Raw genomic sequence first — 25,916 nt, forward strand, 5'->3', positions numbered from 1 at the left:
AATAAAAAAAAGCTGCTTCAATTTTTTGAAGCAGCTTTTTACTATTATTTTTGTTCGCTAATGTTAGATTTCTTTAGCTTAAGTATTCTAATTTGTTTGTTGGTCTTATCCGATAAGAAGATGCGATCCTCCAATTGTGTAATTCCCATAATCGTACCGAAAGAATTTTTCCCCATAATATCAGTAGCATTTATTCTGGCCGTATAGGTTTGATTTAAAAACTCTTCTTTTGGGTAAAATCTTAGATAATCAACCGAATCAACATTCTCAGAAGTTATGGCCCAATCAGCACCTAAAGATACTGTTGTTGGTTCGCTCTTCGAAATTGGCTTTGCCGAAGGCTGTAACGGTGTAACAAGAGAAGCTGCTGCATTGGCGCGAATAGCTGCAATATTGTAAAGCAAATAGGCTTTGGAATCTCTTCCGGCAACAACCAGATTTCCACCCGCCACATCCATAGAATACATTTCATCAAAACCGCTTAGGGTGTTTAGTTTTGCAATAGGAGTAAGGTTCCAATTACTACTTTCTGTAATTTGAGAGGTCTCAAAAACTTTTATAGAGGCGTGTTTTTCTTTTACAAAAACCAATCCGTCCTTTACTGTAACTCCAAAAACGTGAACAAAAGTGTTCCACCATTGACCGTTACCAACCGTATTGATTCCCAGATTAGTGTTTTCGTCTAATACAAAAAGACGTGAATCAACACTTCCTAAATAAATTCTGTTATTGTCAACAGAAACAGAAGAAAGGTTGGTAAAAGGAATCGTCGTAGTCCCTTTGGTATAAGTCGTTAGAGATTTGATGTATTTCAGGCTTTTTGCATCAAAAATTTCAAGAACATCACCGTTGCAAACGTATAATTTACCGTTGGCAATAGTTATTCCTCTTGGATCTAAAGCTCCGGTTCCGTCTCCAATTTGTTTGGCAGTTATCGTTGCCTTTTCTGTTGGATAATAATAGGAGTAGTCTGTAGGGGCATTATTTTCATCTTTATCGTTACAACTTGTTAATGCTAAAAGCAGTACGAAAACCAGTTTAGGTATATTGAATAGTCTTGTTAGTTCCATTTTCCTTCTCCTTTATATTTTAATAAAAATGTATTTTTTGGATCGATTTTAAAAACCGGTTTTTTATAAGTTCCTTTCAGATACTGTGTTTTAGTGTAGGTTTTTAATATATCAGGATCCGTAAATGGAAGATCGTCTAAGTAAATCAAGTATTTGTAAAACTGCGTCAGCATTTCCTGTTGTCCACCACCTTCGCCACTATTGGCAAAATTACTGTCATGATTGTAACCGGTGTGGTGCGAATATTCATGAGACCAAAGCGACATTTCTCCGTTCCAGTGTCCTGTTACGTATCCGCCTTCGTATTGTGAAGCCAGTGCTCCGCCGCCCCATGCAGCATCACCACCAACCATTGCCATGTAGAGCGTTCTTCCGTCAACATAGTCCCAGTAACGCTTCTCAATTTCGGCTTTTGTAAAATAGTCGTACTGGCCATTTGCATCCGCAGTATTGCCATGCCAGTCTGTAGCGCCCACTACGGCTGTTCCGGCAAGTGCAGCTTGTTCTTTTTTATAAACATCAAAGTTATTATGTGTTTTATAATAAATAGGATGACTCAACGCATAAGAGTAGTTAATGATCATGGTAATAGCTTCCTTGGCTAATACCGGATTCATTGGTAAAAACTTCCCAAGTTCTTCGATATGATACCCGTCGTGAAACTGAACCAATTGTGAAGATTTAATTTTCTTGAATTTTGCGAATAAAGGATCAGAGGATTCGATTGAAAATTCAATGCCTCCGGATGAGAATCCATCTATTTTGTCGATAGTAACGGTTTTTCCGTCTTCTAATTGATAATCATTTTTGGCCGCTACCAATGGAATTTGGTGAACAGAGCGATGAAAAGCAGGAATTTGTGTAAAATGATACAGTGCAAAACGTTTGCTGTAATTCGGTAATTTGGCATAGACCACCACATCTTTAAGACCAACCGGTGAATAAAGAGATAGTTGTATAGAGTCCTTTCCTTTTTGTATGATCTGTAAAGGTTGATTCACTCTAAACCATCGGTCTTTTTTGTCGTACATTCTTGCCGGATCTTCATTATCTGCAAACATGATCATCGGATGATTCGCAGCAGGTAGTTTCTCTGCATCAATTTGGGCTAAATAATGCGGTTCATAAGCATCTGGCTCACTGTCGCTACAACTTGTCTGTAGCGTAATGGCTAAAAATAAGGAGCCTATTGTGAATAGACTTCTGGAAAAAGTAGGTTTCATTGTCGTTAAAATTTTGGGGTTAAATGTGGGGTTTTGTAGTATGTTGCTTAAATAATTTCTATAGGCTTGTAATTAAATAATTAAGAATAATAGGTTTAATTTATTTGCCGGCAAAATAACGGAATTATAATAGCTCTACTGCAATTTTGAAGCAATAAATTAAAAATTATTTCGCAAGGCTTGCTTTTATTAGGGTTCAGGATTTAAGAGTGCCCACATGAGTTTTATGCAGCACTATTTTTTTTGTTAAAAGAGCTTTCAAAATTGATAGTTAAGGCTTTGGAAAAAAAATGTTTAAATAAAAGAACGTTCATTCACTTATTATTTTATCTTTGCTGAAAAAATGGCATGAGAATAAGAGATATTGATAAAGAAAAACTGGTTGTTGCAAGAGCAATAGATCAAATCGTGCAGGATGGATTTCAGGGTTTCAGTATGAACAAGCTTGCAAAAGCCTGCAATATTTCGGTAGCGACATTATATATTTACTACAAGGACAAAGATGATTTAATTCAGAAAATAGGGGCAACCGTTGCGATTGATTTTTTTTCAAGTACAATTAAAGACTTCTCACCTGAAATGTCTTTTGAAGAAGGATTGTGGATACAATGGGTAAACAGGGCTGGTTTTACCATGAAATATCCCAAGCAAGTTGCTTTTTTTGAGATCATTAAACACTCGCCACATGGGGAAATAATATTGAATTCTACCACCAAATTCTCAGATTTCAGAATGATAATGAAACAGTTTATTGATAATAGTTTGCGTAATAATGAACTTATTCCAATGTCGTTTGAAGTTTTTTGGGCAATTGCCTATGGACCATTATATACTTTGTTGAACTTCCATACTGAGGGTAAGAGTTTGGGAGGGAAGCCGTTTGTTCTTACCGATACAATGATGAAAGAAGCTTTTACCGCAACCATAAAAGCTTTAAAACCATGAAAAATTATGGAAACAGATTTAAACACAGTACATGTTTTTAAAACAAATATTGATAAAATTAGCTCAGCAGCTACTTTATCTGAAACACTAGATAATCATTTGGGGATACAGCAATGGAGTATCGATTACGAAGATATTGATTGCGTGCTTCGCATCGTGTCAGAAACCCTTAATCCGGATACAATAAAGAGTATCATTAAAAGACTTGGCTATGAGTGCCAGGACTTGCCTTAACCTAAAGAACAACCTGTTAAAATGGAAAAAAATACTATAGAAGCTCCTGCTTTTACCACACATCAAAAAATTATTATTGCCATATTGGCGCTTTTACAATTTACTGTTATACTTGATTTTATGGTGATCTCTCCGTTAGGGGATATTCTGATGAAAACACTTGATATGACACCCTCAAAGTTCGGTTTTGCAGTTTCCGGATATGCTTTTAGTGCCGGAATTTCGGGATTACTTGCGGCAGGTTTTGCAGATAAATTTGACCGAAAAAAATTACTGATTTTCTTTTATACGGGATTCATTATAGGTACCGTTTTCTGTGCGCTGGCCTCAACTTACGAGATGTTACTTTTGGCGAGAATCGTGACAGGACTTTTTGGAGGTGTAATCGGTTCTGTTTCACTAGCAATTGTGACGGATCTGTTTGTAATTCATCAAAGAGGCAGGGTGATGGGTTTTATACAAATGGCCTTTGCAACCAGTCAGATTTTGGGAATACCGGTCGGACTCTATTTTGCCAATAACTGGGGATGGCATTCCGCCTTTATTATGATTGCAGTTTTGGGACTATTGATTCTTGCAGCAATTATAACACAAATGCAACCAATCACAAAACATTTGGAATTACAATCAGACAAAAGTCCTTTTCTGCACCTTTGGCATACCTTAAGTAACAAACATTATCAGGTTGGTTTTACTGCCATTGCATTCCTTTCTGTGGGAGGTTTTATGTTACAGCCTTTTGGGACAGCCTTTTTGGTTAATAACATTCATATCAGCCATCTGGAGTTACCACTGGTATTTTTCTTTACGGGACTTTCTGTACTTTTTATCATGCCTTTAGTTGGGAAATTAAGCGATAAAGTCAGTAAATTTAAGTTGTTTGCAGTTGGATCAGTCATCTCGGTAATTATGATTTTAATTTATACCAATCTTAACCCGATCCCTATGTGGGAAGTAGTAGTGATTAATATGGTACTGTTTATGGGAATCATGAGCCGTATGATTCCGGCAACGACACTAAACACTGCTATTCCGGAGATGAAAGACCGTGGCGCTTATATGTCTATAACGTCATCACTACAACAGATTGCCGGTGGTATCGCAGCTGTTTGTGCAGGTTTTATTGTGCATCAGGAAACCAAAACGTCTCCTTTAGAAAACTACGATATATTGGGCTATGTAATTGCGGTTATTACACTATGTACCGTGTTTTTAATGTGGAGAGTAAATCAATTGGCAAAAGCAAAAGATAAAGTTTAACTGTAAAAAGAAGATTTTCGGGATCGTTTACTTAAGAAGATTTTCGAACAGATTTTATAAAGAACCAAACTAAAAAAAGACAATCCTTTGATTGTCTTTTTTTGTTTTTAGTATTAAAAAAGCAGAAGGCAAAAACATTTAAGTAAGAAGATATGTGCAAAATCTATTTGGATTAAACAGTAATAAGGCTGCTGTCAAAATAAATTTTTCAGCGATAAAGTAAGAACTTAACTCCAATTTAACTTTTCTTTATTTTATGGGGAACAGAGGTAAAAACAAAGTTAAAAAACGATGAATATTCTGTAAAATTAAAAATGAGAATTATAGGTAAAAACTTTATAATTACTGATTATTATACTTTAATTTGGCTTTAAAATAACGATTTGTTTAAAAAATATTTTACTAAAACGATTTTGTAAACCCTATTTATATATATTTGTCCAAAGCATTATAAAGCCATTTAATAAAAAACGTTAATGAGAAGAATCACTATTAAAGATATTGCCACCGAGGCCCAAGTGTCTATATCTACTGTATCTTTTGTTATTAACGGAAAAGGCGAGAAGATGGCAATTAGTCCGGCTGTTATAAAAAAAGTTCAAGAGGTTGCCGAAAAGCTTCAGTACCGACCAAGTATGATTGCCAGTAGTCTGAGAACGGGAAAAACGAGATCAATTGGTCTTATTGTAGAAGATATTTCCAATCAGTTTTTTGCTGATTTAGCGAGGGTAATAGAAGACGAAGCAAAAAATATTGATTACAGAGTTTTTTATTGCAGTACCGGAGATGATGATCAACGTTGTGAGGAATTAGTGCAAAGTCTTTTGCAGGCCAATGTAGAGGGGTTTATTATCACACCAACAAAAAATTTAGAAAAAAGTATTGATTTGCTTTTAAAATTGCAAAAGCCAGTAGTTTTAATCGATAGGTATTTTGCCAATCAGGAAGTAAGTCACGTTGTGATGGATAACTATGAAGGTTCTTACTCAGCTACGAAATTTCTAATAAATAAAGGACGCAAAAATATTGCCGTTGTCAATACTAAATCTGAAATGATTCAGATGAAATTAAGGGAAAAGGGTTATACAGATGCCCTGAAAGAAGAAGGGATTTATGATGAAGCTCTGACGCTTCACTTAGATTACCATACTGATGAACAAAGCAGAATCGATTCGATTGCGCATTTTTTTCAGCAAAATCCCAAGATTGACGGTGTTTTATTTTTGGCCAACTATATGGGACTTGCCGGTCTTCAGGCCTTTAGAGGAATGGGGTACAGAATCCCGGATGATCTTTCGGTGATCAGTTTTGATGATCATGATAGTTTTAAATTGCATACGCCTACCATTTCTGTCGTAGCGCAGCCCATAAATGATATTGGGATTAAATCGATTGAGCTCTTAATGAGTCAGATGACAGATTTTGATTCCTTTACCGTAGAGAAAGTACTTAAAAAAGGTACATTGATTGTTAGAGAATCGGTTTAGATAACCTATAATTTTTGAAGTTAAAAATAAAAGAAAAAGATAAATTATTGCAGTAGTTTTTTTTTAGTCATTTTACTAAATCGTTTTAGTAAAATTAGTAAACAAAAAGAATCGCTTTTAGTTGCTTCTTTTGAGAAAGAGATACATAGAAAAAACAGCCGTACAGCTTTATTTTTCGGGCTATTCCGAGAGCTAAACTTGCCGCTTTTTTTCTTGAAATGGAGTTCAAAATTTTTATTAATATTTAAAAACAAACGCGTTAGAAACAAACAATAATCAAAACAATTAAACCAAAAAAAATGCTTATGAAACGAATTTTAGCAGTGTTAGGAATGATATTGTTCAGCAGCTTAGGTGTTGTTGCGCAAAATCGATTAATAACAGGCATAGTGGTAGATGCAGAGAACAAGGGAGTTGTTGGTGCATCGGTTGAAGTACAAGGAAAACCGTTTAATGCCATTACTGACTTTGACGGTCAGTTTAAATTAAATGTTCCTGAAGGTAAAGTTACTTTAAAAATAACTTCTTTAGGTTTTGTATCAAAATCAGTGGTACTTCAAGAAAATGAAAGCAAAATTTCTGTTGTATTGTCAGAGAGCAATCAGGAATTAAATGAGGTGGTAATTACTTCTTTCGGTGTTAAAAAACAAAAGAAAAGTATAGGATATGCCGTTGGAGAATTAAAAGGGGATGAACTGACAAAAAACAAAGAAATTAACTTAGGTAATGCCCTTCAGGGGAAAATTGCAGGGGTTAACGTTTCTGCACCGGTTACGGGACCTTCAGGTTCCAGTCGTGTGGTGATTCGTGGTGCTACTTCAGCTTCAGGGTTTAACCAGCCTTTGTATGTGGTAGATGGTATTCCGATAGACAATACACAGCAAGGAAATGCAGGAATGTGGGGAGGTGCCGATAAAGGTGATGGTATGTCTTCTTTCAATCCGGATGATATTGCTTCGATGTCGGTTTTAAAAGGTAGTGCCGCTTCTGCTCTTTACGGGTACAGAGGATCAAATGGTGTTATCTTAATTACGACTAAAAAAGGAAAAAACGGAACAGGTTTAGGAGTAGATTTTAGCTCAAGTGCAACTTTTAATACGCCTGCAAGTCTTTTGAACTGGCAGGATCAATACGGAGCAGGAGCTCCTGTAAATGGTGTTTATACGAGATTTAGCGATTTGCAGGAACTAAGAGATTCGTACTATTTTGCCTGGGGTGATAAATACGACGGAACAAATTCACTTTCCATCGATGGTACAACAAGACCTTACAAAGCCTATGGAAAAAACAATGTGGAGAATTTCTACAGAACCGGATTTTCTTTCAGTAATACTCTAGCTATTTCGGGTGGAAATGAAACTACTAATTTCAGATTATCTTTCGGAAACACAAAAGACGAATCTATTTTACCGGGAACAGATTTTGGTAGAAATAACCTGTCTTTGAGTTTAAACTCGTCTCCAAATAAGAAGATCAATGTAGAGGCAAATGCACAGTATATCTCAGAGAAGAGTGATAACAGACCTTACTTGAACGATTCTCCAAGAAATCCTTCTTTCCCGACTGTTTTCCTGACTCCGGGAACAGACATCAGATGGCTTAAAAATGCGTACGATCAAAATGGAGGTGAAGCAGATTATTTTGGTGCGAATGTGTATCATACCAATCCATATTATACTACAGAACAGCCTTTAAACGAAGATCTTAGAAAACGTTTTATCGGTTCGACAAAAGTAACGTATAATATTACAGACAAATTTTATGCAAAAGCGGTTATCGGTGTTGATGATATTAATTATGAATATACTGAAATTGAGCCAACAGGAATCAATTACAATCCTGGAGGATCTTATGAAAACAGAATTGAAAATCGTTCAGAAGTTAATGCCTCCGGTTTTTTAGGTTATAGAGGAGACATCGTTAAAAATCTGTCACTAGATGCTTTTGTTGGTGCTAACCGTCAACATAACAGATACAGCGGTATTAAAATGAAAGGAAATAACTTTATTGTACCATTTGAATATTTCTATGGAAATACACAACCGGACAAAACAGAAAAATTGTTTTCTGAACGTGAAGTGAACTCTCTTTTTTACTCGGCAGATTTGGGATACAAAGATTTTTTATATGTTAGTTTAACAGGTCGTCGAGATTGGTTTTCTACTTTAGATCCAAAAGACAATAGTATTTTTTACCCATCAGTAAGTACCAGTTTTATTTATTCTGAAGTGATAAAATTACCGGAGTGGATGTCTTATGGTAAGCTTAGAGCAGGTTGGGGTAATGTAGGAGGTGGATTGCAGGATGCCTACGCCTTAGACTTAACGTATACAACACCGGACGGACAAACCGATTCGCAAGGACAACCGATTTTAGGTGTTAACGGGGAGACTGTTCCAAATAGAAACTTAAAGCCTTATAATGTAAGTACAATTGAATTTGGTTTTGAAAATACATTTTTCAATAACAGAGTAAGTACAGATTTGACTTTCTACAGCAAAAAAACGACTAAAGATATTGCTGATGCAGACATTTCTCAGGCAGCAGGATACAGAACAACCAAAATTAATGTGGGACAAATCCTGAACAAAGGGGTGGAGTTTGCAATCAACGTAAAAGCGATTAAAACGCCAAGTTTTTCTTGGAGTGTTGGATATAATTTTGCTTATAATGACAGTGAGGTTATTAGTCTTTCTGATAAGATTAACACCAAATCATTGGAAGGAAACAGAGACTCAAGAGCTTCTGTAGTTTTAGAAAAAGGACAGCCTTTCGGAGTAATCAAAGCATATGATTATTTAAGAGACAAAAACGGAAACATCGTATTAGGAACTGATGGTAAATTTTTGAGAGGTGATTTAATTATTGCTGGACAAGGAGTAGCACCAACTTCAATGGGGCTTTCAAATGATTTTACCTATAAAAACTTCACATTATCTGTTTTTGTAGATGCTAAATTTGGAGGAGAAATTTATTCGGCGACTAACCAATTGGGAACACGTTACGGATTAGCTCAAAGCACACTTGAAGGTCGTGAAGGAGGAGTTGCCGTATCGGGTACAGATGTAAATGGTAATCCGGTTAACAAACAAGTATCTGCATACGATTACTGGAGAAGTTATAGTGATGTAACCTCAAACTTTGTATACGATGCTGATTTTGTAAAGCTTAGAGCAATTTCTTTTAGTTATAATTTTCCAAGCTCTTTTATCAAGAAATCACCATTTCAATCCATTAGTTTAGCTTTCTCTGCTCATAATTTATGGACGATCTATGATAAAGTTCCGAACATTGATCCGGAATCTAACTATTCTAACAGTAATGCACAAGGACTTGAAAGAGCATCTATGCCTTTGACAAGAAATTACGGTGTAACGCTTAATGTTAAATTCTAATACTAAAAAGTAAAAAATGAAAAATAAATATATAAAAATATTTTGCGTTGCAGTAGCTAGTACATTGGTATTAACATCATGCGACAAAGGATTTGAGGAAATGAATACCAACCCAAATGCCTTGACAAAACCTGCGGTAAAATCAATGTTTACCCTGGCTGAAATTTATGTAGACGGACAAGATTTTTCTAATACAAGAGGGAACAATGCTTATGCAGCACAAATTGTACAGCATTTTTCTTCATTGGGTGGGCCAGGATCAAAATATACCTATTCTCCCGAATATTCGGGTTCTCTTTTTGGAGAATCGTATGGAAAAGGATTGAATCAGATCATGCAATTGTTATCAGTATTAGAAAATACGCCTGAAAACTCTAATATGATCCAAGCTTGCAGAATCATGAAAGTATTGATGTTTCAGAAATTGACCGATACTTATGGTGAGATTCCTTATTTCGAAGCCGGAAAAGGATATAACGGAAATATCTTTTCGCCAAAATACGATACGCAAGAAGCAATTTACAATGATCTTTTAAAAGAATTAGACGAAGCAGGAACAGCTTTAGATGCGAATAAACCATTTGTTGGTAATGCCGATTTGTATTATCAAAGTGATGTGGCAAGATGGAAAAAATTAGCCAATTCATTAATGTTGAGAGTCGCCATGCGTTTGTCTAAAGTAAACCCTGCGAAAGCCAGAGAATTTGTTGAAAAAGCAGCTGCAAAAGGTGTTTTTACTTCAAATAATGACAGTGTTGTACTAAAACATGATGCAGGCCCTCCAGGTGTTAAAACGAATCCAATTACTTCTTCATGGGTTAGAAATGACTTGAACGGAGGAGAAGCAAACATTAAATACAGCAAAACTTTCATAGACGCATTGAAAAATACAAATGATCCGCGTTTAAGAATTTATGCCAAATTGGAAGCAACCGGAGATAATTCTCCTGCAAGTCAGCAAGGTCTTGCTAATGATGCTAAAGAATTTCCGGGTGGGGATAAAAAGCTTTTTTCAGACCCGAATACTTCAACAGTATTGCGTTTAGATGCACCAACTTTAATTTTGTCGTATGCCGAAGTAGAATTTATATTGGCAGAAGCAGCAGTTAAAGGGTGGAGTGTTGGCGGAACAGCTCAAAAACACTACGAAGACGGAGTAAAAGCTGCCATGGAGATTCTGACTATTTTTGGAGATAAAGTACCGGCAGTTTCAACTACAGAATACAATGCATATATCGCTGCTTTCCCTTTTAAATCTGCTGGGACAGAAGCGCAAAAAATAGAGCAAATTATTGGTCAAAAATGGATTGTTCTATTGTTTAATGGTTTTGAAGCTTTTTCTGAGTACAGAAGAACAGGTTATCCGGCATTGGTTCCTGTTAATGATGTAAATGGAGAAACTCAAGGTACTATTCCAAGAAGATTAGTTTACGACCAGTCGGAGTTGATAACAAATGCTGACAATTACAAGGCAGCAATTCAACGTCAGGGGCTTGATGTTATGACAACCAGAATCTGGTGGGACAAATAGTTTAAAATATATATTGGTTGGTTTGTTAGAATAAGTCGGGTAATTTCCTTTTACCCGGCTTATCTTTAAATCGTTTATTGATAAGTTTCAAATAGAATTCTTATGGTATGGATTGGATGTATTGCTCTAATGTCTTTTTTTTCGCAGCCGCTAAAATTGCTTTTGCTGAAAAAAAGGGGATTCTTTTTTAATACACTTATAGCAATCACAGCACCAAAAAGAATAGCTTTTAGAACTGTTAATAAGTTGATTTAATATACTGTTACTACAGTTAAATTGATTAAATTGTAGTACAAATTCCCGTTAAATTATGCGCAGTATAGGAAAATGATTTCTGAATATTTTGTTAGTTATTCGTTGACATGTACCCCTAATGAGGAGGGATAATGGTGTAGCGCTTTATTCCTTCTCCTACTGCCAATAATTAAAAATTCATATACTATTAATTTATTCCGAAATAAAATGAATTTAAAAAAGCACTTTTACAGCGTAATCTGCCTTGGTCTTATGCACTTTTCATCGGTAGTTACTGCTCAGAATATTGATTTAAAAAAGGATTGGAAGTATCGTGAAGAAAAAACACAAAAATGGTATCCGGCGACTGTTCCCGGAGAGATACATACCGATTTGTTGAATAATAAAACAATCCCTGACCCATTTTACCGGGACAATGAAAAGAAAGTAGTATGGGTGGAACGCAAAAACTGGGAGTACAAAACGACTTTTCAGGTAGCTGCAGCAACGCTAAAAAAGAAAAACACCGAACTGGTTTTTGACGGATTGGATACTTATGCCACCGTTTACCTTAACAATCAGTTGGTTCTTAAAGCCGACAATATGTTTCGTCAATGGCGTGTAGACGTCAAAAAGGTGCTAAAGTCAGGAAACAATGATTTGGTGATTGTATTTCAGTCCGCACAAAATGTGGTTGATTCTCTTGCTAAAAAAGACCTGCCTTTTGTAATTCCCGATAATCCTCGTGCCTATGTTCGTAAAGCACAATATCATTTTGGATGGGATTGGGGACCAAAATTCACAACCTGCGGAATATGGAAAACCCCACGATTAGAAGCCTACGATAAAAAAGAGGCGGAGAAACCGTATGTACTAAACCGTAAAATCGAATTGGTACAACAGCCCGATAGTCTAGGTAAGTCATTTTACTTCAAAATTGATGGCAAACCGGTATACATGAAAGGAGCCAATTATATTCCTTCTGATGCTTTTCTTTCCAGAGTAACCAAAAAAGAGTACGAAAAGGTAATTGCGATGGCAAAAGACGCCAATATGAATATGCTTCGTGTTTGGGGTGGCGGAATTTATGAAGACGACTATTTTTATGATTTATGCGATAAGAATGGAATTTATGTCTGGCAGGATTTTATGTTTGCCGGTACAATGGTTCCGGGCGACAAAGCCTTTTTTGACAATGTAAAAGAAGAGGTGAAATACCAAGTGAAGCGTTTGCGCCACCATCCAAGTATCGTTTTATGGTGCGGTAACAACGAAGCCGATGAAGCCTTTAAAAACTGGGGATGGCAAAAAAGTATGAACATGTCGAAAAAAGATTCCATCCGTTTGTGGCACGATTATGTTCGGTTGTTTCAGGACAGTATTCCGAAATGGGTAAAAGAAGTAGACAATAAGCGCCCTTATATTAGTTCTTCACCTTTATTTCATTGGTCTAAAGAAAAAAGTATTACCGAAGGAGACAGTCATTACTGGGGAACTTGGTGGGGACTGGAAGATGTTGAAGTCGTAAAGAATAAAACAGGTCGTTTTGTGAGTGAATATGGCATGCAGGCCATGCCCAACTATTCGTCTATAGAAGCCTTTACGTTACCGGAAGACCGATATTTGTATTCAGACATTTTACAAGCCCATCAAAAAGCAGGGAAAGGTTTTATAAAATTAGATTCCTATTTAAACCGGTATTTTATAGACTCCACTAAAATAAAAAAGATGAACGTGGAAGATTATACCTATCTGACCCAATGTTTACAGTATTATTCTCTTAAAAATATTATAGGCATTCATCGTTCTAAAGCCCCTTACAATATGGGAACTTTAGTTTGGCAGCTCAACGATTGCTGGCCGGTGGCAAGTTGGAGTGTGACCGATTATTACAACCGCCAACCCAAAGCAGCCTGGTATGCCATGCGCGAAGCTTATAGGGATGATATCACGCCTCAAATTGATCTGACCCGTCCGATTGACTTGCAGTTGGAGGACCCCAAAATAAGTTGGCAGATCAAAGGAAATAAGGTGGTTTTAAAAGCGACAAAAGCAGCAAAATATGTATATATTTCTGTAAAAGGATACACCGGAAAATGGAGTGATAATTATATAGACCTGACCGCCGGAGAAGAGAAAACGCTTTCATTTGAAGGTAAAATAGCAAATCCCGATATTAAGGTTGTTTCTTTATACGATGTTTTGAAAAAATACAAATAATGTAGAGACGCACAGCAGCGTCTCCACATACACGGTAGAGACGCACACGGTAGAGACGCACAGCAGTGCGTCTCTACGGAACGTGCCAACCAAAAAACAAATAAAAATGAATAAAAGATACCAACACATTGTTTTTTCAATAATGATGCTGATTAATTTATCGGCATTCGCACAAGAAATTAAAAATAAAACCACCAATCACCCCACTGATTATACCGGTTATGTGAATCCTCTCATAGGATCTGCAGGTCATGGGCACGTATTTGTTGGAGCTAATGTTCCTTTTGGGGCGGTACAGTTAGGACCGGTAAATGTTTTTGAAGGCTGGGATTGGTGCAGTGGTTACAACTATGCGAGTAATACGATTTTAGGTTTTACACATACCCATTTGAGCGGAACAGGAATTGGAGATTTAAACGATATTCTTTTGCTTCCCGTATCCGGTAAAGTTGCCCTTACCAAAGGAACAAAAGAAGACATGGTAAACGGTTACGGTTCGTATTTCTCACACAAAAATGAAGTAAGCAAACCGGGATATTACAGTGTTTTATTAGACAAATACAAAATCAAAGCAGAACTAACCGCCAGCGAAAGAGTAGGTTTTCATAAATATACTTTTGATTCCGCTACCGATTCACACGTGTTACTGGACCTTGCGGACGGAATCGGATGGGACAAACCGGTTAAAACATTCATAAAGAAAATAAACGAAACGACACTTGTAGGATATCGTTATTCTAAAGGCTGGGCCAATGATCAGCGCATTTATTTTACAATCGAATTTTCAGAGCCAATGGCGGCTGTTACTTTGTATGACAGCATTTCGCCTGTAAAAGGAAATGAAGGCGAAGGTTTGAAAATGAAAGCCATACTAGATTTTAATAGCTTAAAAAACAAACAGGTTTTGGTAAAAGTGGGAATTTCTCCTGTGAGTTACGAAAATGCTGCTGCCAATATAAAAGCAGAGATTCCAAATTGGGATTTTGATCAAGTAGTAAAAGAAGCAAATGACAAATGGAATAAGGAACTGCATAAGATTCAGATAAAAGCAGACGATAAAACCATGAAAGTTTTTTATACGGCATTGTATCACACCATGTTTGCACCGTCCATTTTTAATGATGTCAACGGAGATTACCGCGGAACCGATAAAAAAGTATACGAAAAAGCCAATTTTACCAATTACACGACTTTCTCACTTTGGGATACGTACCGTGCTTTGCACCCTTTGTATACCATTACACAACCGGATAAGATTAACGATATTGTTAAATCGTTCTTAGCTATTTATAAACAACAAGGCAGACTACCGGTTTGGCATTTAATGGGGAATGAAACCAATACAATGAATGGGAATCATTCCATAGCGGTAATTGCAGACGCTTATCTCAAAGGATACAGAGACTACGATACAGCATTGGCTTACGAAGCCATTAGAAAAACTGCCATGCAAACACGCGACGGGATGGATTACGTCCAGAAATTGGAATATATTCCCGCAGATAAAATGTTAGAATCTGTTGGAAATGCTTTAGAATATGCCATCGATGATTACTGTGTGGCACAAATGGCAAAGGCACTAAACAAAACAGAAGACTATGTTTATTTTACCAAAAGAGCCAATTTGTACCAACTTTATTTCGATAAAGAAACCACATTTATGAGAGGTAAATTAACAGATGGAAATTGGAGAACGCCTTTTAATCCGCTCTCCTCAGCACATCGCAAGGATGATTATGTAGAAGGAAATGCCTGGCAATATACCTGGTTAGTTCCTCAGGATCCTTATGGTTTGATCGATTTATTTGGCAGCGAAAAACAGTTTTTAGATAAGTTAGATTCTTTGTTTTTAATTACAGATAAAGTAGAGGGCGAAGAAATTTCTCCCGACATCAGTGGTCTAATCGGACAATATGCACAAGGAAATGAGCCCAATCACCATATTCCGTATTTGTATGCCTACGCCGGACAACCTTGGAAAACAGCAAAATTAATTCGTGAAATCGATGATAAATTTTATTCAACCAAACCCGATGGTTTATGTGGTAATGAAGATTTAGGTCAGATGTCGGCTTGGTATGTTTTTTCTGCGATGGGATTCTATTCTGTTAATCCTGCCAACGGAGTTTATGTTTTGGGAAGTCCATTAGTAAATAATGCCGTAATTCATCATAAAGAAGGAATTTCCTTTACTTTAAATGCCGTAAACAACAGCAATATCAATATGTACATCCAAAAAGCGGAATACAATGGAAAGCCTTATACCAAATCGTACATCACACACGATATGATCGTAAAAGGAGGAGAACTGAAATTGTACATGGGCAACAAGCCTTCACCAACTTTTGGAGTAAATAAAGAAGACAGACCTATGTAAATAAACGTTCCTAACAGGTTTTTAAAACCTGTTAGGTATAACGGTCAATAGTCACAGTCGCAGTCGCAGTTTGCAGTTTCAGTTCAAACTAATCCTGCAAAGTTATTAAAACCCTTGCAGTTATATAAAAATAGAGCCCAAAGCTTACATTTTACAAACTACATTTCACAGATTACAATTCACATTTAACAATACTACCATGAAAATAAAGAGTTTAATTTTTTTAGGATTAGTGCAATGCAGCCTTTTTGTAAGCGCACAGGTGAAGACCTTAGATCCTGTAGAATATGTAAATCCTTTAATGGGAACCCAATCTTTACCCAATCTTTCTAACGGAAATACTTATCCGGCGGTTTGCAGACCCTGGGGAATGAATTTCTGGACACCGCAAACCGGAAAAATGGGTGACGGATGGGCTTATACCTATACAGCAGAAAAAATCAGAGGATTTAAACAAACCCACCAGCCATCGCCTTGGATGAATGATTACGGACAATTCTCGATTATGCCGGTTACCGGTAAATCAGCTTTTACCGAAGACGAACGTGCCAGTTGGTTCAGTCATAAAGCAGAGGTTTCAAAACCGTATTATTACAGCGTTTATCTGGCTGACTATGATGTTACAACAGAAATTACCACCACAGAAAGAGCGGCTCATTTTCAGATTACATTCCCGGATAACGAAAATTCGTCTATTGTAGTGGATGCTTTTGATAAAGGCTCTTATATTAAAATTATTCCATCCGAAAATAAAATTGTTGGTTACACAACCCGCAACAGTGGGGGTGTTCCGGAGAATTTCAAGAACTATTTTGTTTTACAGTTCGACAAACCTTTTTTGACTAATGCCACTTGGAATGAAAAAAAACTCGAAAAAGGGAAGTTAGAATTTTCAGGAACTCACGTAGGTGCAGTAGTTGGTTTTAAAACTAAAAAAGGAGAAAAAGTAAATGTAAAAGTGGCGTCTTCTTTTATCAGTTTAGCTCAGGCTGAATTGAATTTAAATAACGAATTAGGCACTGCTTCTTTTGATGAAACCGTAGCAGCATCTAAAAAAGAGTGGAATAAAATTTTAGGAAAAATAACAGTAGAAGATAACAACGAAGACCAATTAAGAACTTTCTACTCTTGTTTGTATCGTACAGTTTGTTTTCCTCAAAAACAATATGAAATTGACGCAGAAGGAAAAACAGTGCACTACAGCCCCTACAACGGAAAAGTTGTACCGGGTTATATGTTTGCAGGAACCGGATTCTGGGACACTTTTCGCGCCTTATACCCTTTGTTAAATTTAGTATATCCTTCTATAAACAAAGAAATGCAGGAAGGTTTGCTAAACGATTATAAAGAAGGCGGTTTTTTGCCGGAATGGTCCAGTCCCGGTTTTAGAAATGTGATGGTTGGAAACAATTCAGCTTCTGTAGTTTCGGATGCTTATATGAAAGGATTGCGAGGTTATGATATCAATACACTGTACGAAGCTTTATTGCATGGTGCCAATAATGAAGGTCCAATGGATGCAGTAGGAAGAAAAGGCGTGAACTATTACAATACTTTAGGTTACGTTCCTTACGATGTGAAAATTAATGAAAATGCCGCCAGAACACTGGAATATGCCTATGATGATTTTGCGATCTGGAAATTAGCGCAAGCATTAAATCGCCCGAAGAAAGAGATTAAGTTACTCGAAAAACGAATGATGAATTATAAGAACCTGTACAATCCGGCTATCGGATTAATGAGCGGAAGAAACAAAGACGGAAGTTTTCCGGCGAATTTCAATCCGTTTAAATGGGGAGATGCTTTTACCGAAGGCAACAGTTGGCATTACAGCTGGAGTGTATTTCATGATGTTCAAGGTTTAATTGATCTCATGGGAGGGGCAAAATCTTTTACAGCCAAGCTGGATGAAGTATTCACTACACCTCCGGTTTTCGATGATAGTTATTACGGATCGGTAATCCATGAAATTCGTGAAATGCAAATTATGAATATGGGACAATATGCACACGGAAATCAACCAATTCAACACATGATTTACCTGTACAATTATGCCGGAGAACCTTGGAAAACCCAATACTGGTCCAGAGAAGTCATGAATCGTTTGTATAAACCAACTCCGGATGGTTATTGTGGTGATGAAGACAACGGACAAACTTCGGCCTGGTACATTTTCTCGGCAATGGGATTTTATCCGGTATGCCCTGGTACAGAAGAATATGTTCTTGGTGCACCCTTATTCAAGAAAACAACCTTACAGTTAGAAAACGGAAAACAGCTTATTATAGAAGCTCCAGGTAATTCGGCAAACAATAAATATGTAAACGAATTAAAATGGGACAATACAACCTACACAAAAAATTACATCAATCACTTTGATGTATTGAAAGGTGGAGAATTAAACTTTGAGATGAGCAGTTCTCCTAATTTACAAAGAGGCACAACCGCCGGAGCGTATCCCTATTCTTATTCAACTTCAAAATAAAATTTATGCAATCACGTAGAAAATTTATAAAAAATACAGGAATTTTTTCAGCTGGACTATTGGCCATTCAAGCAAATGCTTTTGGACTAAATTCGGATGATTTTCAGTTTACGGTTAAAGATTTTGTGAGTAAAAGACCTCCGTTAGCAGAAAGAAAATTTACCAGTGAAGCTGTCGAAGCGGCAATTGTCAGAATTAAAAAACAAATCGCAAATCCCGAATTGGCTTGGTTGTTTGAAAACTGCTTTCCCAATACATTAGATACCACAGTCGATTTTGAAATCATTGACGGAAAACCAGATACCTATGTAATTACAGGTGACATTGACGCCATGTGGTTGCGAGACAGTACAGCGCAAATCTGGCCTTATATTCCGTTTGTAAAAGAAGATCCTAAGTTGGCCGAGTTGGTCAAAGGAGTAATCAATCGTCAGGCAAAATGCATCCTATTAGATCCGTATGCCAATGCTTTTTATAAAGATTTTACTAAAGAAAGCGAATGGAAAAACGACCTGACTAAAATGCAGCCCGGTATTCACGAAAGAAAATGGGAGATTGACAGTTTGTGTTATCCCGTTCGATTGGCGCATGGCTATTGGAAAGAAACCGGAGACATCAGTTTGTTCGACGACCAATGGAAAAAAGCGATGTTATTGATACTGCAAACTTTCAAAGAACAACAACGTTTAGACGGAAAAGGAGGACCATATAGTTTTCAGCGTCAGACGGCCTGGGCCACAGATGGGGTTCCATTAGCAGGCTACGGTTATCCGGTAAAACCTTGTGGGTTGATTGTGTCAACTTTCAGACCAAGTGACGATTGTACTTTGTTGCCTTATTTAATTCCAAGCAATATGTTTGCGATTGAAATATTGGGTTATCTGATCGAGATATTCTCTTTGCCGGCACTAAAAGACACTGATTTAGTGGCTAAAGTAAAAGAATTAAGAGAGCAGGTAAAAAAAGGATTAAAGGAAAACGGAATTATAGACCATCCGAAATTCGGAAAAATTATTGCTTTTGAAGTGAACGGCTACGGTAGTTTTCACATGATGGACGATGCCAACGTTCCTTCTTTATTGTCTTTGCCTTATTTGGGAGCAATCGCACCAAACGATCCTTTATATCTTAACACCCGAAAAGTGGTGCTTTCAGAAAACAATCCTTTTTTCTACAAAGGAAAAGCAGGCGAGGGGATTGGGGGTCCACATACAGGAGTAGATACAATTTGGCCGATGAGTATTGTGCTGAGAGCGATTACAAGTGTTGACGAGAAAGAAATACAAGCCTGCATAAGCAATCTGGTCAAAACAAATGCAGATACCGGATTTATGCATGAATCCTTTCATAAAGATGATGTCGCAAAATTTACCCGAAAATGGTTTGCTTGGGCAAATACCTTATTTGGCGAGATGATTGTTCACACCAGTAACAAATATCCACAAATTTTAAAGAATAAAAATATTTAAAGAAGCAAGTTAAACGAGGAAAAATGAATACACCACACGCCATTGGGCTAGATATAGGGGGGACACATATTACAGCAGCAGTTATCGATATAACAGAGATGAAAGTTATTGACTACTCTCTGCAAAAAGAATCTTTTGACTCTAATTTACCGGTTGATCAGGTTATGACCATTTGGGAAAAAGCTATTTCTGCCGCCATAGAAAATTCTAAAATTGAAAGTATGGCTGGTTTAGCAGTATGTATGCCCGGTCCGTTTGATTATCAGGAAGGGGTTTGCTGGATAAAAGGACAATCCAAGTACGAACATTTTTATGGATTGAATGTTAGAAATCTGCTTTTGGACAGTCTTAGTCTCTCCGCCGATTTTCCGATACTTTTTGAAAATGATGCCGTTTGTTTTGGAAAAGGAGAGGTTTTCAAGCAGAAAGAAAACTTGTCCAAAAAAGTAATTGCAATTACGCTGGGTACGGGCTTAGGTGCTTGTTTTATTGACAAAGGAGTTTCGGTAACCACAGGAGATTTGGTACCCTTAGACGGAGAAATATACAATCTGCCCTATAAAGAAGGGATAGCCGAAGACTATGTTTCGGTACGCGGGCTTTTATCGCATTATCATGCTTTAAGCGGTACAACACGCAATAACGGGTTGGAATTGTATAATTTGGCAATAAAAGGAGATCAATTAGCAATCAGTGTATTCGAAAAAATGGGTACTGATTTGGCAGCAATTGTTATTCCTTGGATACAAAATTTCAGTGCAGATCACATTATTATCGGAGGTAAAATAGCCAATGCCGGTGCTTTATTTTTGCCATCCTTTACGAAAAGCGTAAAAGAAGCCGGTATCGAAGTTCAGGTTTCTGTTTCGAATGACAATGAGGCCGCTGCATTGTTAGGAGCGGTAAGTTTGCTTTGTACATCGCATTCTAAATAATAACAAGAGCAATAAGAAGAAATCAATAGAGCGCAATAACGAAACGCATTTATAGGCAATTGTGACTAATGAATAAGTGATTTAATTCTTATTTGACGTTTGTGTCTGGAAATTAATCGATTCAGGAAAATGGATTGAATTGTTTAAAGGATTACTCGGAATAACCGAAAGCGACGTAAGTAAATAAGTAAAAAGTGCTGTTAGAAAAGAAATCATAATACTACTGATAATTTAAGGTGATGGGCAGTAAGACTATACTGCCCTTATTTTTTTAAGTTTAAAACAGTTGCGGAATAATTTTTAGAAATTCTCTTTTGTTAGAAGTAGCAGATCTTATACTTTTCATCAGAGCTTTTTAAGTTCCTGTTTTCCGACTTCTATCTTTGATGATCTCGCCAAGTCGCCAAGCAGCTAAGTTTTTTCTTCTTATTTTTAAGCTTTCCCCTTTCTCATTAAAACTTTGCGATTTTGCGACTCTGCGAGATTTTTACTCCCTACAACTTTTGAATTTGATGCATAGATTTGAACGCTTTATAAAGCCATTAAAAATTATAATTGACTTGTACAGCAGCATAAGGTGCAGATTTAAACTGAAATTTATCCTTAGTACTAAACATACTTTTTAAAGATTTCTCTGCATAATAGGCAGGACGTGCACCACTAATTCCCACTGTAATAGGGATCGTAATGTGTTTGTTAATCTTAAACTCCGGTCTTAATCCTCCGACCATATATTGATGGGTAAAGATGACCTCTTTTCCTGCTCTTTGAGTAAGTGCCATTTGCCCATTCATCAATCCAACAATACTTAGTGTAAAGTAGTCTGTCAGTTGATATCCTGCTGATGCTCGTACACCATCTAAAAGCGAAACATTAAAGACGTATCTCCCGGGAGAATTATAGCTAAGATATAAAGCCGGGAATACCATAGGGAATCCAAATGAATTGTTGAAAGCAAGTCCACCACCCAGATCTAATTTAGAATTGATTTTTTTGATAAAAATGACACCCGCGTTTCCAAGAATATTTCTGGCGCCCATTTTAGAAATTTGAGTCTGATCTGTAAATACGCCCGCTCCAACTGCTGTCAGAAGACTCCATTTTTTGCTAATCGGACGCATATTATACAACGAAAAGGATGCATTCACAATATCAGATACAACAAGTTCTTCGGTAAAATTTTTATTGTCCAAAGAAGCGTAAGCACCCGCTAGGGATACGCCCCAAACAACAGGAAGATTGTCTTTGTTCGTTTTCATTGAAATCGGAATATTGGCAGTGGCCTGATAAACGATTGCGGATCCTTTACCGTTTCCAATATTGTTATTCTCTTCATCGCCGTAGCGTGATTCCCCAATATATTCGGTTTGAATAGATATTTGTGCTTTAGCCTGCGTGATTCCCATTAGTAAAACTAACAAAGTAAGTAAGGAAGATGTTCTCATGATTTAATTTTTTTATTTGACAGGGCAAAACTATTCCAAGAGTTAAAAGTTTTTTTTTGGTTTTGACCAATGGCTTGCATTTGTTGACCAGTGGTTCTTGATATGATAGAAAATGCATTAAATTTACAATCAAACTTTATCAGTATGTTTACAATCAAAAGAATCAGCCTTCTTTTTTGGATCTTTTTATTCCTTGTTATTTTTTTGCAGTTAATGCTTTCCGGTATTCCAAAATTTAGTTTTCCGTGTGCTTTTTTAACTGCAGGTTTTAATGTGCTGACCCTGCGTTTGCATGTATGTTTTCTGAATGTATTTATAAGAAAATATATGGAAACACATGATACGGGAAAATTCGTGTTTTCGGTACTTTTTATTAGTTCCATCACGGCCTTTTTTATTACAATAGAATGTTATTTAATAATTCGCTTTATGATGCCTGAAGCTGTTTATACGAAAAACGATATGATCTCTATGTTTTGCGGAACGTTTATGGCCAGTATCTTAGTTTCGGGTATGTGTTATTCTATCGAAATGTTTCGAAAGAATGTCGTCGCAGAGAAAAGACATCAGGAACTAAGAAATAGTGTGCTGGAAATGGAAATCGATCATTTAAGAACCCAACTTAGCCCGCATTTCACCTTTAACATACTCAATAATCTTCAGTTTTTGATTCGTAAGGATCAGGATGAAGCCTTAGAATTGTTGTCAGCCTACAGTAAAATATTACGCTATTACGTCTACGAATCTCAAAATAAATGGATCAGATTAGACAGCGAGATTACTTTTCTAAAACATTATTTTGAGTTAGAAAAAGGCCGCTCGGGAGAAGATCTTGAGATTTCCTGTCAATGGGAGATACCCGAAAATACACTTTTGGTAATTCCTTTTCTCTTATCGACATTTGTAGAAAATGCGTTTAAACACGTTTCTTCTTTCACCGAAAAAAAGAACTACATAGAACTGCATGTTTTTCTAAAAGAGGAAAATCAATTGTTTTTGAAGATAAAAAATTCATTCGATTCAGAAGTGTTAAATCGCAAGAAGGCGGGAGTAGGGTTGACTTATGCTAAGAAAAGATTAGAACTTTCCTATAAAGATAATTATGATTTAGAGTTTGTTTCTGAAGCGGACTCTTATAGTGTAAGCCTTAAATTAAACTTGACCAACGCATGAAATGTATCGTAATTGACGACGAAAGAATTGCCAGAGAAGGTCTGGATTCTTTTATAAAAGAGATTGATTTTCTAAGTAATGAAGGGGTATTTTCTAATGCACATCTGGCTCTCGAAAAACTAAAAACAGATACCATTGACCTGATCTTTCTGGATATAGAAATGCCATTGCTTAACGGACTGGAATTTGCAAAACGAATTGCAGACAAACCTTCGATGATTATTTTCACAACGGCCTATTCGGAGTATGCCCTCAAAGGCTATAAGGTAAATGCTGTAGACTATTTGTTAAAGCCGATCTTTTTTGAAGACTTTAAAGCCGCGGTTTTTAAAGCCAAAAAACTGTATGATTTAATGTATCAGCAGGAGTTGATTTCGAAACCTTTGTTTTTTAAAGAAAACGGAACGACAGTAAAAGTGCATCCAAGACAAATAATGTATATCAAAAGTATGCAGAATTATATTGAAATATATACAGAGAACAGTAAAAAAATCATCATTCATCAAACCTTAAAAGGCATTATGGATGAGCTTTCCAATGCTGACTTTTTACAGATTCATCGTTGTTATATTGTGAATGCAAAATACATAACACATATTGACGGTTTCAAACTCTCCGTAAAGGACACTATTTTGCCGATTGCAAGAAACAGGAAGAGGATTGTGATGGAGCATTTCAAAAATGAGTAATAATGATTTTTAAAAGGTTAAAAAGACGCTAAGTGTTTAAGGTACAGAGTAAAATAATGATTTTAATAATTAAAATTGAAAGCTTTTTGAATAACCTCTCGCTTTACCTCAATGTCATTAAGTTAAGGATTATCAAAAAAAGTCACACGCAGATTTTAGCGGATTAAAATTAAAAAATCCGCAAAATCTGCGTGAAAAAACAGCATTAACTTAGTTTAGCTGGAGCTAAATTGTCAACAGAACAACTGGCAGCCTGAATTAATTATTTAACAAGGTTATTCATTTGATTTAATGAGTATATTTGAGAGTATAACTGTAGCCAAAATGAAACGATCCCAACTAGTAGTACTGTTGTTATTTATCGCTCTTGTAGTAATTCTCTTTGTGGATTTTGATGTCAAAGGTGACATTCCCACTGCACCAAAAAAGAAACTCCCTAACCAACCCGGGATTGTATTAACTTTTGATGACGATTATGTAGATACCTGGTACAATGCCGAAAAAGAACTGCGTGCCTACAATTGGAAAGCTACTTTTTTTATCTGTAAGTACAGTGCCTTTACACCGGAACAAAAAGAAAAGCTGCATTATCTTCAGAATATGGGACATGATATAGCCGGACATGGTTACAATCATGAGAATGCCGTTAAATATGCCGCTCAATACGGAATCGACACTTATATAAAAAACGAAATCCTTCCGCTAAAAGAAATCATGCGCAAAGATGGATTTGATATAAAGTCTTTTGCCTATCCCGACGGAGCCAGAAACAGTCAGCTGGATAAAAGGCTACTCAAATATTTTGATTTTATAAGGGGAACAACTTACGGCGAACTTAGACCGGATGCTCAGTATTGTTATTATGAGAACAAACGTGTGATCTACGGTTTAGGAATAGACGAAGACTACGAACAGTTTAATCTGGAATATTACAAAAGCCTTTTACTTTACGCAAAAAAGCACAATAAGATTGTCATTTTCTACGGACATAAAACAGTAGACAAAGTAAACGACAGGTTAGAAACTCCGATCGGATTACTGAAACAGCTTTGTGCGTTTGCAATAGAAAATAACCTTAAGTTTTATTCGGTTGATGATTTAAAGAACTTAGAAAAGTGATTGATTTCATTTGCCTGCAAGGAACTTTGCTTTTAAGTTTAAAAACCTAATCTAGATCTATAAGTAGTATAACATAAAACCCACCATTATGAAATCAGATTTTTACACCAAGTTTATTTTGACCGTTATTGCGATTTGTCTAAGCATTCTTACGCTTAAAAGTATTGACTTTATTCCAAAAGCTTATGGAGGAAGTTTAAAATCTGAAGATAAGAAACCGCTTTTAAATACGAATTACGCTTTAGTGCCTGTAAATTCTAATGGCACAATAGATGTCAACATAAAAAGTAGTTCAATGCTTGATGTCAATGTTAGTAAGGTCACTACATCAGATGAATTAGAAGTTAATATTACTGAAGTAGCAGGTTCTTCTCTACTATATGGAGCAGTGCCGGTAAAAATAAAACAATAGCGTTTGAGCCAATGGCAAGTAATACCATATTGGACTAAAATAATTAAAGAAAATCTAATTAATTCTAGTTGTTATTTAATAATTAGTTGATCCTATTTGACGAAAACAAAAAAGATTGATTTATCTCCTACTTCTGCTTAATGTCATTCAGTTAAGGATTGCTTAAAAAAAGTCTCACGCAGATTTTAGCAGAATCAAATAAAAGAATCCGCA

Annotated in this window: 18 protein-coding genes; 15 read left to right on the forward strand and 3 right to left on the reverse strand. The window is 36.4% G+C overall.

Annotated elements, in window-relative coordinates:
* Positions 1-44: 44 nt before the first annotated feature.
* A complete protein-coding gene (locus AB674_RS10905) occupies positions 45-1,070 on the reverse strand; it encodes a hypothetical protein (RefSeq protein WP_047776513.1) in 1,026 nt (341 codons plus the stop codon).
* Positions 1,061-2,293, reverse strand: a complete 1,233-nt coding sequence (locus AB674_RS10910) for a hypothetical protein (protein WP_047776514.1) — start codon at positions 2,291-2,293, stop codon at positions 1,061-1,063. The genes AB674_RS10905 and AB674_RS10910 overlap by 10 nt, the downstream gene beginning before the upstream one ends.
* A 348-nt stretch (positions 2,294-2,641) precedes the next feature.
* Between AB674_RS10910 and AB674_RS10915 the strand changes: the two genes are divergently transcribed.
* The 11 genes from AB674_RS10915 (at position 2,642) to AB674_RS10965 (ending at position 20,865) form a co-directional block, all read left to right on the forward strand.
* A complete protein-coding gene (locus AB674_RS10915) occupies positions 2,642-3,238 on the forward strand; it encodes a TetR/AcrR family transcriptional regulator (RefSeq protein WP_047776515.1) in 597 nt (198 codons plus the stop codon).
* A gap of 6 nt (positions 3,239-3,244) precedes the next feature.
* Positions 3,245-3,472, forward strand: coding sequence for a hypothetical protein (locus AB674_RS10920; protein WP_047776516.1), 228 nt, complete (start codon positions 3,245-3,247; stop codon positions 3,470-3,472).
* A gap of 21 nt (positions 3,473-3,493) precedes the next feature.
* Positions 3,494-4,732, forward strand: coding sequence for an MFS transporter (locus AB674_RS10925; RefSeq protein ID WP_117610311.1), 1,239 nt, complete (start codon positions 3,494-3,496; stop codon positions 4,730-4,732).
* Positions 4,733-5,208: 476 nt separating this feature from the next.
* On the forward strand, positions 5,209-6,219 hold the full coding sequence (locus AB674_RS10930) for a LacI family DNA-binding transcriptional regulator (protein WP_047776518.1): 1,011 nt from the start codon (positions 5,209-5,211) through the stop codon (positions 6,217-6,219).
* A 305-nt stretch (positions 6,220-6,524) separates the two neighbouring features.
* The gene (locus tag AB674_RS10935; protein ID WP_047776603.1) at positions 6,525-9,614 is read left to right on the forward strand and encodes a SusC/RagA family TonB-linked outer membrane protein; all 3,090 of its coding nucleotides are present in this window, start codon (positions 6,525-6,527) and stop codon (positions 9,612-9,614) included.
* 16 nt (positions 9,615-9,630) lie between these two features.
* Complete coding sequence (locus tag AB674_RS10940; protein WP_047776520.1) at positions 9,631-11,145, forward strand: SusD/RagB family nutrient-binding outer membrane lipoprotein; 1,515 nt, start codon at positions 9,631-9,633, stop codon at positions 11,143-11,145.
* Positions 11,146-11,607: 462 nt separating this feature from the next.
* Positions 11,608-13,599 (forward strand): beta-mannosidase, encoded by a 1,992-nt coding sequence (locus AB674_RS10945; RefSeq protein WP_053004243.1) that lies wholly within the window; start codon positions 11,608-11,610, stop codon positions 13,597-13,599.
* Positions 13,600-13,705: 106 nt separating this feature from the next.
* Positions 13,706-15,976 (forward strand): GH92 family glycosyl hydrolase, encoded by a 2,271-nt coding sequence (locus AB674_RS10950; RefSeq protein ID WP_053004244.1) that lies wholly within the window; start codon positions 13,706-13,708, stop codon positions 15,974-15,976.
* Between the two features lie 199 nt (positions 15,977-16,175).
* Positions 16,176-18,461: a GH92 family glycosyl hydrolase gene (locus AB674_RS10955; RefSeq protein WP_047776523.1), complete on the forward strand. Its 2,286-nt coding sequence runs from the start codon at positions 16,176-16,178 to the stop codon at positions 18,459-18,461.
* Between the two features lie 5 nt (positions 18,462-18,466).
* Complete coding sequence (locus tag AB674_RS10960) at positions 18,467-19,930, forward strand: glycoside hydrolase family 125 protein (protein ID WP_047776525.1); 1,464 nt, start codon at positions 18,467-18,469, stop codon at positions 19,928-19,930.
* 23 nt (positions 19,931-19,953) lie between these two features.
* A complete protein-coding gene (locus tag AB674_RS10965; RefSeq protein ID WP_047776527.1) occupies positions 19,954-20,865 on the forward strand; it encodes an ROK family protein in 912 nt (303 codons plus the stop codon).
* A gap of 542 nt (positions 20,866-21,407) precedes the next feature.
* Here the strand turns inward: AB674_RS10965 and AB674_RS10970 are convergent.
* A complete protein-coding gene (locus AB674_RS10970; protein ID WP_047776528.1) occupies positions 21,408-22,310 on the reverse strand; it encodes a DUF6268 family outer membrane beta-barrel protein in 903 nt (300 codons plus the stop codon).
* Positions 22,311-22,454: 144 nt separating this feature from the next.
* Here AB674_RS10970 and AB674_RS10975 point away from each other — a divergent pair, with 144 nt between their 5' ends.
* The 4 genes from AB674_RS10975 to AB674_RS10990 all read left to right on the forward strand — a co-directional run bounded on the left by AB674_RS10975 (position 22,455) and on the right by AB674_RS10990 (position 25,703).
* Entirely contained in the window at positions 22,455-23,483 is a 1,029-nt protein-coding gene (locus AB674_RS10975; RefSeq protein ID WP_165579371.1) for a sensor histidine kinase, read from the forward strand.
* A complete protein-coding gene (locus AB674_RS10980) occupies positions 23,480-24,172 on the forward strand; it encodes a LytR/AlgR family response regulator transcription factor (protein WP_047776532.1) in 693 nt (230 codons plus the stop codon). Before AB674_RS10975 ends, AB674_RS10980 begins: the two co-directional genes overlap by 4 nt.
* Before the next feature lie 324 nt (positions 24,173-24,496).
* Positions 24,497-25,291, forward strand: a complete 795-nt coding sequence (locus AB674_RS10985; protein WP_053004245.1) for a polysaccharide deacetylase family protein — start codon at positions 24,497-24,499, stop codon at positions 25,289-25,291.
* An 88-nt stretch (positions 25,292-25,379) separates the two neighbouring features.
* Positions 25,380-25,703 (forward strand): hypothetical protein, encoded by a 324-nt coding sequence (locus tag AB674_RS10990; protein WP_047776533.1) that lies wholly within the window; start codon positions 25,380-25,382, stop codon positions 25,701-25,703.
* The last annotated feature ends 213 nt before the right edge of the window (positions 25,704-25,916 follow it).

Source organism: Flavobacterium sp. ABG, assembly GCF_001027725.1.
Classification (GTDB): domain Bacteria; phylum Bacteroidota; class Bacteroidia; order Flavobacteriales; family Flavobacteriaceae; genus Flavobacterium; species Flavobacterium cupriresistens.

Bases quoted from the DNA above. Each gene is read 5' to 3' on its own strand.
- AB674_RS10905 (WP_047776513.1), bottom strand. From the start codon at position 1,070: ATGGAACTAACAAGACTATTCAATATACCTAAACTGGTTTTCGTACTG.
- AB674_RS10910 (WP_047776514.1), bottom strand. From the start codon at position 2,293: ATGAAACCTACTTTTTCCAGAAGTCTATTCACAATAGGCTCCTTATTT.
- AB674_RS10915 (WP_047776515.1), top strand. From the start codon at position 2,642: ATGAGAATAAGAGATATTGATAAAGAAAAACTGGTTGTTGCAAGAGCA.
- AB674_RS10920 (WP_047776516.1), top strand. From the start codon at position 3,245: ATGGAAACAGATTTAAACACAGTACATGTTTTTAAAACAAATATTGAT.
- AB674_RS10925 (WP_117610311.1), top strand. From the start codon at position 3,494: ATGGAAAAAAATACTATAGAAGCTCCTGCTTTTACCACACATCAAAAA.
- AB674_RS10930 (WP_047776518.1), top strand. From the start codon at position 5,209: ATGAGAAGAATCACTATTAAAGATATTGCCACCGAGGCCCAAGTGTCT.
- AB674_RS10935 (WP_047776603.1), top strand. From the start codon at position 6,525: ATGAAACGAATTTTAGCAGTGTTAGGAATGATATTGTTCAGCAGCTTA.
- AB674_RS10940 (WP_047776520.1), top strand. From the start codon at position 9,631: ATGAAAAATAAATATATAAAAATATTTTGCGTTGCAGTAGCTAGTACA.
- AB674_RS10945 (WP_053004243.1), top strand. From the start codon at position 11,608: ATGAATTTAAAAAAGCACTTTTACAGCGTAATCTGCCTTGGTCTTATG.
- AB674_RS10950 (WP_053004244.1), top strand. From the start codon at position 13,706: ATGAATAAAAGATACCAACACATTGTTTTTTCAATAATGATGCTGATT.
- AB674_RS10955 (WP_047776523.1), top strand. From the start codon at position 16,176: ATGAAAATAAAGAGTTTAATTTTTTTAGGATTAGTGCAATGCAGCCTT.
- AB674_RS10960 (WP_047776525.1), top strand. From the start codon at position 18,467: ATGCAATCACGTAGAAAATTTATAAAAAATACAGGAATTTTTTCAGCT.
- AB674_RS10965 (WP_047776527.1), top strand. From the start codon at position 19,954: ATGAATACACCACACGCCATTGGGCTAGATATAGGGGGGACACATATT.
- AB674_RS10970 (WP_047776528.1), bottom strand. From the start codon at position 22,310: ATGAGAACATCTTCCTTACTTACTTTGTTAGTTTTACTAATGGGAATC.
- AB674_RS10975 (WP_165579371.1), top strand. From the start codon at position 22,455: ATGTTTACAATCAAAAGAATCAGCCTTCTTTTTTGGATCTTTTTATTC.
- AB674_RS10980 (WP_047776532.1), top strand. From the start codon at position 23,480: ATGAAATGTATCGTAATTGACGACGAAAGAATTGCCAGAGAAGGTCTG.
- AB674_RS10985 (WP_053004245.1), top strand. From the start codon at position 24,497: ATGAAACGATCCCAACTAGTAGTACTGTTGTTATTTATCGCTCTTGTA.
- AB674_RS10990 (WP_047776533.1), top strand. From the start codon at position 25,380: ATGAAATCAGATTTTTACACCAAGTTTATTTTGACCGTTATTGCGATT.